Genomic DNA, 11,053 nt, shown 5'->3' on the forward strand with positions numbered 1-11,053 from the left:
GAGCAGCAGCAGATGCATGTGCTGAGCTTGAAGGCGGCGTTGGAGCGCAAGGGCCTGGATGTCCCGCCTCGTGCCGATACCTCCAGACCTGCTGGCGCGAGCGATCAAGCTCTGTCTCCCAAGCCCCCAATTCAGCCCCTGCCGGCTCGGGCAAGCAAGCGGGCGGTCGATCTGCCCAGGTTCTTGCCCCGTCCGTGATGCAGCCTCTTCCCCCCCGCTGGCTGGAAGTGTGGGTGGATCATCCCCATTTGGGCGGTTGCTTTACCTATCGCGTGCCAGAGGGATCCACCCCAGAGGCCGGCGACCTGCTCAGTGTGCCCTTTGGTCAACAGATCGCAGGGGGGGTGGCTTTGGGCTGGCGCTCGGAGCTGCCGGCAGGAGTGGATCCGCAATCGGTGCGGGAGATCGAGGCGGTGGTGGCCAAAGGGATCCTGCCCAAGGAATTCTGGCCCTTGCTGCAGCGGGTGGCCGACTACTACCTTACCCCTCTGGCCCAGGTGGTGCGCACGGTTCTGCCCCCTGGTTTGCTCAGCCGTTCTCAGCGGCGTATCCGCCTGGTGCGATGCCCGGAAGCGGTGGGGGGATGTTCGCCGGCTGCCCAAACCCTGCTGGAGCTGCTGCAGGCCAAAGGGGGAGAGCTGTCTTGGCGCTACATCCAACAGCAGATGCCCGGCGCCGAGCTGGCCCTGCGGGAACTGCAGCGACGGGGTTGGGTGGAGAGCTTTTGGCAGGAGCAGCAGGGGGGTAGGATGAAAACCCAACTGGCTGCCAGTCTGGCCGACGACTCCTCGGAGGGGCTGAGCTTGCCCCAGCAGAAGGCGCTGCAGATCCTCAAGCAAAAAGGGGGGGAGCTGCTGCTCACCGAGTGGGAGCGCTTGGCAGGAGTGAGCCGAGCGGTGTTGCAGGGGCTGGCCCGCAAAGGCCGTGTCCACCTCTACGAGCGACCGCTGCTGCGGCTGGCAGATGCCCACTTGCCGGGGTGGCGGGATCTGCCCAAGCCCCTGACGGCAGCCCAGGCCGAGGCGGTGGAGGCGATCCGACAAGCCTTGGGTCGGCCCCGGCGGTTTCTCCTGCACGGGGTCACCGGTTCTGGCAAGACGGAAGTGTACCTGCAGGTGATCGCCCAGGTGCTGCAACAAGGGCGGTCGGCGCTGGTGCTGGTGCCGGAGATCGGCCTTACCCCACAACTGATGGATCGCTTGCGGGCGCGGCTGGGATCCCAGGTGTGGGCCTACCACAGCGGCCTCTCGGAGGGGGAGCGCTACGACACCTGGCGACAGATGTTGACCGCCACTCCCCAAGTGGTGATTGGCACCCGCTCGGCGGTGTTTGCCCCCTTAGCCAACCTCGGCCTCATCGTTTTGGACGAGGAGCACGACGACAGCTTCAAGCAGGATCAGCCCCAGCCCTGCTACCACGCCCGTCAGGTGGCCGAGTGGCGGGCCGAGCTGGCCAACTGTCCCTTGGTCTTGGGCAGTGCCACACCGGCGGTGGAAACCTACGCCGCCCATCTCCAGGATCCGCAGCGGTGGATCCGGCTGACCCTACCGCAGCGCATTCCCCAAGCTGGGATCCCGACCACCCTGCCCCAACTGGAGCTGGTGGATATGCGCCAGGAGCTCCAGGCCGGCAACCGCAGCATCCTCAGCCGCCGTCTGCACCAGGCCCTGCAGCAGACGCTGGAGCGGGGGGAACAGGCCATCCTCTTCGTTCCCCGCCGCGGCTACAGCACCTTTGTCCTCTGCCGCGGCTGCGGCTTTGTCCTCACCTGCGCCCATTGCGACGTCTCCCTCACCTTTCACCTGGAGGGCCGGCAAGAGCTGCGCTGCCACTACTGCGGCGCCCGCCAGCCCCATCCGCAGCGCTGCCCCGCCTGTGGATCTGCCTACCTGAAGCACTTCGGCACCGGCACGCAAAAAGTAGTGGAAGTGCTGCACCAGCATTGGCCACAGCTAGAGATTCTGCGCTACGACAGCGACGCCACCCGCCGCAAGGGATCCCACCGGGAGCTGCTGGAGCAGTTTCGCAGCGGCAAGGCCCAGGTGCTGGTGGGCACCCAGATGCTCACCAAAGGGCTGGACATTCCCCAGGTGACGCTGGTGGGGGTGATGGCTGCCGACGGCCTGTTGCACCAGCCCGACTACCGCGCCGGCGAGCGCACCTTTCAACTGCTCACCCAAGTGGCGGGCCGCTCAGGCCGGGGATCCCTGCCGGGGCAGGCGATCATCCAGACCTATCTGCCGGAGCACCCGATTTTGCGGGCCGTGCTGGCCCACGACTACGAGGGGTTTTTGCGGGCCGAGCTACAGCAACGGCAAGAGGGGGGCTATCCTCCCTATCGAGCCTTGATCTTGATCCGCTTGAGCAGCACTCGCCTGGAGGCTCTGGAGCGCTACTGCCATCAGGTGGCCGAACGTCTGCAGGGGATCCCGGCAGAGGTGCTGGGGCCGGGGCCGGCCCAGGTGGAGCGGGTTGCCGGACGCTACCGCTGGCAGATCCTGTTAAAGCAGCTTCCCAATCAAGCTTGGGATCGCTCCCAGCTCGCTGCACAGATTCACACCGCGATTGGCCATCCCCCCCAAGGGATCCGCGTCAGCTTGGATGTGGATCCCCTGCGGATTCTCTAGGGGCGGCCAGCAGAAGCAGAAAGCCCGTCGATCCGCAGAGATCTTGAGGTAGTCTGGTTTCGGGGCCACCCGTATCCAACTCAACTCTGGCAAAGCATGGCGGAGAACCGAACCGGCGCGTTTATTGGTGGGCTGTTGCTGGGAACGGCAGTGGGCACGGCTATTGGCCTGCTCTTAGCTCCCCGCAGCGGACGGGAGACGCGGCGACTCTTGAAAAAATCGGCAGAGGCGCTGCCGGAGGTGGCAGAAGACGTGACCAGCAGCCTGCAATACCAATCGGAAAAGCTGCTTGACTCTGCTCAAAAAAGTCTGGACGAAGCACTGCTACGACTGCAGCAGGCGGTGGCGGTGGGCAAAGAGGCCATGCTGCAAAAACGACAAGAACTGAGCCAAGCCCAAAACCGCAGCGCCTGGGCCAGGGAAGAAGCAAACTTAGAAGCCCAAGATCGACAGGAAGAAGCGCGATGACCGAGCCGGTATTTTGGTTGGGCCTCTCGGTAGGTCTGGTGGCAGTGGGCATTTTGGCGGTGATCCTGACCCTGCTGCCTGCCGTCATTCAATTGGGTCGAGCCGCCCAGAGCGTGGAACGCTTTTTCGACACGCTGCTGCGGGAATTGCCCCCTACGCTGGAGGCTTTGCGTCTGACCAGCTTGGAAGTGAGCGAGATCGCCGACAGCCTCGACGAAGGGGTCAAGGGGGCCGGACAGGTGGTGAAGCAGGTGAACCGCTCCCTGGAAGGGGCCCGCAACCAAGCCCGCGGCGCTCAGGTCAATGTCCGCAGCCTTTGGGCAGGGGTACGGGCGGCCTGGCAGGCGCTGTCCAGCGAGACTCCCCCCACCGCCATGCGTAACCCTCAGTTGCGCTCAGGCCAAGCTGGTCGGCCTTTTTCTGCTGCTGCGCCAAGCATTTCCTTGGGAGATATGCGCTCTTTTGCCAGCAAGGCAACGCCAGAGGGATCCCCCCCCAATGCGCAGCCTTCCCGACCCGATGCCACCAACCCGTGAGAGCTATCTGAGAATCCTCTGGAAGACGGGCACAGGAGGTTGGGGCTCTTGCTCGGCGGGAAGCCGGCCCCAACTGGCGTCTGGATCCCAGCGCAATTGGGTGACATCCTGCAAAGGAAACCCCATCTGCTGCAGGATCTTGAGGCTGAGGTTGGGAATGATGGGCGAAAGGGCTACCGCCACCCAGCGCACGCTTTCCAAAACGGCGTAGAGGATCTGGGCCACCTGTTCGCTTTGCCCCTGCTTGTGCAGCGTCCAGGGAGCCTGCTCGTCAAGGTATTTGTTGCTGGCTTGGGCCAAGCTAAGGGCTTTGCGGGCAGCGGAGCTGGGATCCAGCCGCTCGTAGGCATCGGCCACCGCCGGGGCTAGGCGCTCGACCAGGGTTTTGAGGGGGTGATCCGCTGCGATCTGCACCGGGGGAATGCGGTAGTCGGGCTGGTATTTTTTGAGCATATTGAGGGTGCGGTTGAGCAGATTCCCCAGGTCGTTGGCGAGGTCAGCATTGAGAACCTCGATGAAGCGGCCCTCGCTAAAGTCGCCATCCTTGCCCAGCTCAATTTCGGTCAAGAAATAGTAGCGCACGGCATCGGCGCCGTAGCGTTGCACCAGCTCAAAGGGATCCAGCGTGTTCCCCAGGCTTTTGCCCATCTTGAGGCCATCTTTGGTGAGAAAGCCGTGGCCAAAGATTTGTTTAGGCAGCGGCAGCCCTGCCGACATGAGCATGGCCGGCCAGTAGATGGCATGAAAACGGACGATGTCCTTACCCACTAGATGCACGTCGGCAGGCCAGTAGCGGCGCAGGGCGTTTTCCAGGGTGGGCTCGTCGTGAGGATCCAAGGCGGCGCTGAGGTAGTTAATGAGGGCATCAAACCAAACGTAAAGGGTTTGGCTGGGATCCGCCGGGAAGGGGATCCCCCAGGAGACGCTGGGGCGAGAGATGGAAAAGTCCCGCAGGCCCTGCTTGACAAAGTTCATGACCTCATTGCGGCGGCTTTCCGGTTGAATGAACTCCGGGTGCTCCGCATAGAGGGCTTCCAGTTTTTCCTGGTAGCGAGAGAGGCGAAAAAAGTAGTTTTCTTCGTCTTTCCACTCCACTTTCTTGTTGGGGTGAAGGGGGCAAAACCCACCTTCTAGGAGCTCTGACTCGTCCTTGAACTCCTCGCAGGCAACGCAGTACCAGCCCTGCTGCCGGCCAACGAAAATATCTCCCCGATCCCAAACCCGCTGAAAAAACTCCCGCACAATGGCCTTGTGGCGAGGGTCAGTGGTGCGGATAAAGCGGTCGTAGCGGATATCCAGCAACCGCCAAAGCTCTACAAACTGGGCGGCAATCTCGTCACAGTGCTGCTGCGGCGGAAGGCCGCGCTCTTCAGCGGTGCGCTGGATCTTCTGGCCGTGCTCGTCAGTTCCCGTTACCATCAGCACATCCTTGCCCCGCAGGCGGTGGTAACGGGCGATGGCATCCGCCGCCATGGTGGTGTAGGCGCTGCCGATGTGGGGGGCAGCGTTGACGTAGTAGATGGGTGTGGTGATGACGAAGGTGGAATCCGGCATGAGCAGTTGCAGCGCTTTCCCCCATGATAAAAGTTGCCGGAAAGTCCGGCAGGCCGAGTTACGGGGCAGGGATGAAGCTGGCATTCAACCTAAAGGGATGGGGCTGCGGTGCCCTGGGGGCTGGGATCTTGGGCGCCGGGGCGGCTCTGGCCCAGCCTCTGCCGGAAACCCGCATCCCTTGCGAGATCCTCATCGCTGGGGGCGGGCTGGGGGGGGTGGCGGCGGCCTACGATGCCCTGCGCTTGGGGCGACAGGTGTGCATGACCGAAATGACCGACTGGATTGGCGGCCAGGTGAGCGCCCAGGGGGTCTCGGCTTTGGATGAGCGGCCCTTGCAGCGGGAAAACGAGATCTTTCCCCAGGGCTATAGAGAGTTTCGCCGCCGGGTGCGGGAAAAGTACGGCGGTGATCCCAATCCCGGCAAGTGCTGGGTGAGTGTGCTCTGCTTCTCGCCCCAGGTGGGCCACCAGGTCATCCGAGAGATGTTGGATCCCTACCTGCAGTCGGGGCAGTTGCGGCTGTTTACCGAGACGGTGGTCAAGGACGTGGAGATTGAGAATTACCAAGTCCGCAGTGTGCAGGCCATCCGCAATATTCCCAAACACGCCGGCGTCCAGCCGGAGAATCGGGGGGATCTCTCCACCTACTTGCTGGATTTTTACCGCCTAGAGCCCACCGCAGACTGGGACAAAGAGATCCTGCGCTTTGAGCCGCCGCCGCAGCGGCAGGGCAAAACCCTACCTTGGGTAGTAATCGATGCTACCGAAACCGGCGAGCTGTTGCCCCTGGCGCGAGTGCCCTACCGCCTTGGCACGGATGGGGAAAGCCGCTGGGAGCCCAGCTCCAAGCCCTACAGGGATCCCTACTGCACCCAGGGGTTTACCTACACCTTTGTTGTCGAGCGCTCCGCTGTGCCCCAGGTGCCCATTAAGCCCGAGTTCTACGACGACCCGCTGCACGGCCCCTACTACAGCTTTGAACAGCCGCGCTTTAACTTTGCTCTGGTCTTCACCTACCGCCGCATCCGGGGACAGGTATTTGGCTTTGGGGAAGAGGCCATCCGGGTGGGGGATCAATCCCTGCAGAACTGGACCTGGGGCAACGACTGGCGCATCACCGGGCCAGACAAGAACCTCATCCTCACCCACGAGCAACTGCAAGCCCATCTGGATCCCGGCGGCTGGATGGGGGGCTTGCGGGTAGAGGCGCTGCAGCGGGCCGAGCAACATGCTAAAGGCTTCTTCTACTGGCTGGTGGCAGGGCGGACGGATTTTCTCCTGCAGCAGGCGGATCCTGACTTTCAAAAGGACTTTTACCTGCGCTATCGCTACCTCAAAGGGCCCAATAGCCCGATGGGAACTGCCAGCGGCCTCTCCAAGTACCCCTACATCCGCGAGTCGCGGCGCATCCTCGGTCGGCCCAGCCTTGCCTACCCGGAGGGGTTCACCATCTACGAGTCGGATATCACCACGCGGGAATCGGAGCTAAACCGCGGGCGCCCCTTCATCTTCTACGATTCGGTGGGGGTGGGCCAGTACCCTATTGATTTTCACGAGTGCCTGCTGCCGGATTTTTCGCTGCCCCCCAGCCACAACCAAGATGCCCAAGCCCCTACCTACCCCTACCAGATCCCGCTGCGGGCCCTGATCCCCCAGCGCATTGACAATCTTCTAGCTGGCAGCAAGAACATCGCCACCAGCCGCATTGCCAGCGCCTCTTACCGGGTGCATCCTGTGGAATGGGCCATTGGCACGGCAGCGGGTCATACGGCCCACTTTGCCCTGGAGCGGGATCTGATCCCGGCGGAGATCCTGCGGGAGCCGCTGCTGGACTTGCAGCTATTGCCCGCTCTCCAAGCCCAGATCCAGAGCTTGGGCAATCCCATTCAATTTCCCGGCACCACCATTACTGCCACCGACTGGGCCCAATCCCGCTAGCCTAGAAAGGCAGGGTTGGGAGCTGGCCATGGAGGCTATGGGGGTTGAATTTGGGGGACTGGAGGCGATCCGCCCTTCGTTGTGGGCGGCCACAGCCCTCTGGAGCCTGGGGTTGATGTGGGGGTTGTCGCCACTGCACCGCCGCCTGCAGGAGGGTTGGGAAAAGCAGTTGTCCTGGGATCCCAGTGGGGCTCTGGCCTCTCTGCTCAGCGTCATCCCTTTCCTGTTGGCAGCAGCGGTGGTGGTGGCTTTCACCGAGATCTCGTTGGGCAAAAGCTGGGCCGTCTCCTGGGGCCTTATTGCCTGTGTTGGCGGTGGCCTCTACGAGCTGGGCCGGCGGGACAACGCCCGCTGACCCAAGCGCTCCGCACCGGCCCTCACCCCCAACAGTATGGACAATGCTAAGCGCTAGAGCAATTTAACTTTTGAGGGGCTCGGGGAGCTCTAAGTCCCGCGCCCTAGCTGAAAGGTGAGCATCGGGATACAGGGGCTCCCCTCGTCTGGCGATTCCCTATGCTGCCAGCGATGGATGAGCTAGACAAATAAACCTTGTCTTGCAAGGCTTTACTGCACTGCTATTCGGATGTGGTGTTATTGGGAGAGTTGGGAAGTACTGCAGGACAACTGGGAAAGAGAAACACTCTGCGCAGTCGGTCTGTCGGGGGGAAACTCCAGACCGGTAGCGAAATCTATCTTTGGGAATGACCGGAAAAGCTCAACAGAGATGTTGGGAAGCCGGCACTGTACCGCTTGGGATCGGTGACGGGAGCATGTCAACCCCTACTCATTACCCCCACTCAATTGGTAAACTTGTTTTGCCAGTCAGTTGTCAAAATCTCTCGACCAAACACCCATCCGGCCAAGATTAGAGGCAGGGCCAAGCCCAGGAAGCCGAAAAAACTAATCACCTGGGCAATTTGCCGCTGCGCTTTTTTCTGTTTCGGATCTCGGAGGTTGTTGGCAGCTACCGTTAGCTTCGAGCAAAAGGCCACCACCACTGCACCTACCGGCCCCAGAACCAAAGAGGGCCACAGCCAATCTGCCACTTGCGAGAACGCATAGGCTCCGGTGAAGGGGATGATGACAAAACAAGCCAGCTCCAGGATCCCCCAGGTGAAGAGGGCCAACTGGACATCTTTGCGGAAAACTTCATCGGGATTGTACATAGGTCTCCAGGATGAACTGCTACGATATCACGCTAAGGCATAACCTTCGAGATGGGAAAACAAAGTGCTAAGGCTTCTAGGTTAACTCCAGGTGTAAGGATCTGCCTGGCGGATCCTCTTCCCCTTCCATCTAGGCAACCCTAATGCCCAAGATCCTTGAATAAACCCCCGTTAAGGAGAGAAAGACGGCCTCAGCAAGGATAAACTCCCCCATGTGACCCTATTCACAAAGACCTGAAATAATCTTAAGTAGTTAGTGAGTCGTTTGTGTTTGCTGCCCTTTCCTGCCGAGTTAGGGCGTCTCTTTTCCCTTTTTGGCTGGCAAGCTGGGAGCATGGTGTATCTGCGCAATCGCCGCCCATGAGCTGCCGAAGGGATCCCGATATACCAACACTCTGTACCCTTGACTCTTGCTGTCTTCGAGAGTGTCGAGCCGCCATGCCCCGCATCCTCATCATCGATGATGATCCCAGCATTTGCACTCTGCTGCAGCGGTACTTGCAGCGGCAGGGTTACTCAGTGGAGGTGGCGATGACGGGGGCCGAGGGCCTACAGCAGTTGCGCGCTTTTCAGCCGAGCTTGGTGATTTTGGATCTGAACTTGCCGGATGTGAGCGGCTACGACCTTTGCCAGCAGATGCAAGAAGAGACCGGCGTGTATGTGTTGATGTTAACCAGCCGAGTGAATCCTGCCGACAAGCTGCAAGGATTTCAGTTGGGGGCAGATGACTACCTGACCAAGCCCTTCAGCCTGCCGGAGCTCCTGGCACGGGTGCAGGCCATCCTACGGCGACAACGAACGAAGACCGGAATGGCCGGCGCACCGGTCTTGACCTTTGCCTCTTTGGTAATCGACCCGGAAACCCGAGAAGTCACCCGCGACCGGCGCCCAATTAACCTAACAGCTTTGGAGTTTGACTTGCTCTACACCATGGCCCGACACCCAGGGCGGGTCTGGCGACGGTCTGAGCTGATTCAAGAGGTGTGGGATTTTAACCACGAGGGAGATGAACGGGTGGTCGATGTCCACATCGGCCAAATTCGCAAGAAGCTGGAAACCGATACCAGCCAACCGGAGCTGATCCGCACCGTGCGCGGCGTTGGCTACAAGTTCGAGCCTCCCACTCCCAAAGAGGGATGGGGAGAGGAAAAACCGTAACCTCCCTCTTTCAAAGGGAGAGAGCGCGCTAATCGAGGCGACGGCCTGTCAGACGCACAAAAATGTCTTCTAAGTTGGCAGGGCGCACCATCAGGCCGGTCTTGTCGGGTTCGGCTTCCAACTGCCGCTGGGCTTCCGCCAGGCTGGGGAAAAAGGTGTAGCTCACCTCCTGGCCAGGGCGGGAGCGCACCAGCAGAGCTTCCCCGTACTTGGCCCGCAACTGGTCGGTGCTGCCCAACTCGATCAACTTCCCACCGTCCATGATGCCGATGCGGTCGCACAGCTCCTCGGCCTCTTCCATGTAGTGGGTAGTAATCAGCAAGGTCATCCCCTGCCGATTCAGATCCCGCAGGATCTCCCACAACAGCCGCCGCGCCTGGGGATCCAACCCAACGGTCGGCTCGTCCAAAAACAAAATTTGCGGCCGGTGCAACAGCGCCCTGGCCACTTGCAAGCGCCGCTTCATGCCGCCGGAGAGGGTCTTCACCTTGTCCTGCCGGCGGTCGGCCAGCTTCACGTACTCCAGCCACTCGTCGATGCGCCGCTGCCGCTCCGGGTTGGGGATGTGGTGCATGCGCCCATGGAACTCCAGATTTTCCCAAACCGTCAGCTCTGCCTCCAGGGTGATGGGCTGCAACACCACCCCAATCTGCCGCCGCACCGCCAAGGGATCCCGCACCACGTCATACCCTCCCACCCGGATGGATCCCTGGCTGGGGCGGGTGAGGCTGGTGAGCATGCGGATGGTGGTGGATTTGCCGGCGCCGTTGGGCCCCAGCAGGGCAAACACCTCCCCCTGCGGGATCCGCAGGCTCAGGTCCTGCACGGCCACCTGCTGCCCAAAGCGCTTCCACACCCCCTGCATTTCCACTGCTGCCGGCTGGGTCTGGGGCAGGGCCGGGCCCATCGAAAGAGCGGTTATGGTCGGCTCCATCTGCGGGTGTAAAGAAATCTTTCTCCTTTAGCATACGCCAAAACAGGTTTCTGGGCGGGATCCCTGGCCTTGGCGGCTATCCCTTTTCGCTTTTTCAACTTCTCTGTGGCTATGATCTCGCTCACCATCGCTTTCCCGTCAGTATTGTAGAATGACAAGTTTTTTACAGAAGTAAACTTATGAGACCAAGCTATGAAAAAAACCATACTTAGCACAGTAAATTGCGCTGAATAGCTCAGGTATCGGCACAGCTGATGGGTAACAATAAAAACGCAAGGTGGGCAGGCGCGGCTGTCGAACCCCAACTCCTCTTCAGCAAAGTTCCTCTCTCTCGATTCAAAACACACCGATAGCGTTCACCCACGGATATCCAGATGCAAAACAAAGACCGACTTGACCAAATTGACTTCCGCCTCGATCGCCTGGTGGGTGCGGTGCTGACTTTGGCTGAAGCCGTCAATCTCATCAAAGACGACCTGTCTCATTTGAAGGATATTGTCCAGCGACAGGTGCAGGTGACCCAAGAGCAAACTGCCTGGCTGGGGGAGTTGAAGGCCGTTTGCCAGCAGCAGGCGGAGACGGCTCGCTGCCAAGCGGAAACGGTGGAGCGCCTCATCGCTCACCTTTTGCCGGCCCAGGATCGCAAGTCCTAAGGGATCCCCAAAAGGCGTGC

At 61.0% G+C, this 11,053-nt stretch carries 10 protein-coding genes and 1 pseudogene; 8 read left to right on the forward strand and 3 right to left on the reverse strand.

Annotation, left to right across the window (positions count from 1 at the left end; all coding sequences use genetic code 11):
- From NW853_RS09160 to NW853_RS09175, 4 genes and pseudogenes are all read left to right on the forward strand, one after another.
- A pseudogene (locus tag NW853_RS09160) lies at positions 1 to 198 on the forward strand (hypothetical protein); the annotation flags it as partial.
- A complete protein-coding gene (gene priA / locus NW853_RS09165) occupies positions 198 to 2,627 on the forward strand; it encodes a primosomal protein N' (RefSeq protein WP_414334784.1) in 2,430 nt (809 codons plus the stop codon). The pseudogene NW853_RS09160 and the gene priA, both read left to right, overlap by 1 nt.
- A 96-nt stretch (positions 2,628 to 2,723) precedes the next feature.
- Positions 2,724 to 3,095 (forward strand): YtxH domain-containing protein, encoded by a 372-nt coding sequence (locus NW853_RS09170; RefSeq protein ID WP_414334785.1) that lies wholly within the window; start codon positions 2,724 to 2,726, stop codon positions 3,093 to 3,095.
- Positions 3,092 to 3,631, forward strand: a complete 540-nt coding sequence (locus tag NW853_RS09175; RefSeq protein WP_414348868.1) for a hypothetical protein — start codon at positions 3,092 to 3,094, stop codon at positions 3,629 to 3,631. Before NW853_RS09170 ends, NW853_RS09175 begins: the two co-directional genes overlap by 4 nt.
- 3 nt (positions 3,632 to 3,634) lie before the next feature.
- Here NW853_RS09175 and metG read toward each other — a convergent pair whose 3' ends face one another.
- A complete protein-coding gene (gene metG, locus NW853_RS09180) occupies positions 3,635 to 5,185 on the reverse strand; it encodes a methionine--tRNA ligase (RefSeq protein WP_414348869.1) in 1,551 nt (516 codons plus the stop codon).
- 71 nt (positions 5,186 to 5,256) lie between these two features.
- On the opposite strand from metG, the gene NW853_RS09185 reads away from it, so the two are divergent.
- Both NW853_RS09185 and NW853_RS09190 read left to right on the forward strand, forming a co-directional pair.
- A complete protein-coding gene (locus tag NW853_RS09185) occupies positions 5,257 to 7,122 on the forward strand; it encodes an FAD-dependent oxidoreductase (RefSeq protein ID WP_414348870.1) in 1,866 nt (621 codons plus the stop codon).
- Between the two features lie 37 nt (positions 7,123 to 7,159).
- The gene (locus NW853_RS09190) at positions 7,160 to 7,477 is read left to right on the forward strand and encodes a hypothetical protein (protein ID WP_414334789.1); all 318 of its coding nucleotides are present in this window, start codon (positions 7,160 to 7,162) and stop codon (positions 7,475 to 7,477) included.
- Between the two features lie 442 nt (positions 7,478 to 7,919).
- Here the strand turns inward: NW853_RS09190 and NW853_RS09195 are convergent, their stop codons facing one another.
- Positions 7,920 to 8,288, reverse strand: coding sequence for a hypothetical protein (locus NW853_RS09195; RefSeq protein WP_414334790.1), 369 nt, complete (start codon positions 8,286 to 8,288; stop codon positions 7,920 to 7,922).
- Positions 8,289 to 8,726: 438 nt separating this feature from the next.
- Here NW853_RS09195 and NW853_RS09200 point away from each other — a divergent pair, with 438 nt between their 5' ends.
- Positions 8,727 to 9,446 (forward strand): response regulator transcription factor, encoded by a 720-nt coding sequence (locus NW853_RS09200; RefSeq protein ID WP_414334791.1) that lies wholly within the window; start codon positions 8,727 to 8,729, stop codon positions 9,444 to 9,446.
- A 28-nt stretch (positions 9,447 to 9,474) separates the two neighbouring features.
- Here the strand turns inward: NW853_RS09200 and NW853_RS09205 are convergent, their stop codons facing one another.
- The gene (locus NW853_RS09205; protein ID WP_414348871.1) at positions 9,475 to 10,380 is read right to left on the reverse strand and encodes an ABC transporter ATP-binding protein; all 906 of its coding nucleotides are present in this window, start codon (positions 10,378 to 10,380) and stop codon (positions 9,475 to 9,477) included.
- Between the two features lie 374 nt (positions 10,381 to 10,754).
- Between NW853_RS09205 and NW853_RS09210 the strand changes: the two genes are divergently transcribed.
- Entirely contained in the window at positions 10,755 to 11,033 is a 279-nt protein-coding gene (locus NW853_RS09210) for a hypothetical protein (RefSeq protein ID WP_414334793.1), read from the forward strand.
- The last annotated feature ends 20 nt before the right edge of the window (positions 11,034 to 11,053 follow it).

Origin of the sequence: Synechococcus sp. H55.11 (assembly GCF_047462475.1) — a bacterium.
Taxonomy (GTDB): domain Bacteria; phylum Cyanobacteriota; class Cyanobacteriia; order Thermostichales; family Thermostichaceae; genus Thermostichus.

Excerpts from the sequence above, each read along its gene's own strand:
- priA (WP_414334784.1), top strand. The coding sequence starts at position 198 with ATGCAGCCTCTTCCCCCCCGCTGGCTGGAAGTGTGGGTGGATCATCCC.
- NW853_RS09170 (WP_414334785.1), top strand. The coding sequence starts at position 2,724 with ATGGCGGAGAACCGAACCGGCGCGTTTATTGGTGGGCTGTTGCTGGGA.
- NW853_RS09175 (WP_414348868.1), top strand. The coding sequence starts at position 3,092 with ATGACCGAGCCGGTATTTTGGTTGGGCCTCTCGGTAGGTCTGGTGGCA.
- metG (WP_414348869.1), bottom strand. The coding sequence starts at position 5,185 with ATGCCGGATTCCACCTTCGTCATCACCACACCCATCTACTACGTCAAC.
- NW853_RS09185 (WP_414348870.1), top strand. The coding sequence starts at position 5,257 with ATGAAGCTGGCATTCAACCTAAAGGGATGGGGCTGCGGTGCCCTGGGG.
- NW853_RS09190 (WP_414334789.1), top strand. The coding sequence starts at position 7,160 with ATGGGGGTTGAATTTGGGGGACTGGAGGCGATCCGCCCTTCGTTGTGG.
- NW853_RS09195 (WP_414334790.1), bottom strand. The coding sequence starts at position 8,288 with ATGTACAATCCCGATGAAGTTTTCCGCAAAGATGTCCAGTTGGCCCTC.
- NW853_RS09200 (WP_414334791.1), top strand. The coding sequence starts at position 8,727 with ATGCCCCGCATCCTCATCATCGATGATGATCCCAGCATTTGCACTCTG.
- NW853_RS09205 (WP_414348871.1), bottom strand. The coding sequence starts at position 10,380 with ATGGAGCCGACCATAACCGCTCTTTCGATGGGCCCGGCCCTGCCCCAG.
- NW853_RS09210 (WP_414334793.1), top strand. The coding sequence starts at position 10,755 with ATGCAAAACAAAGACCGACTTGACCAAATTGACTTCCGCCTCGATCGC.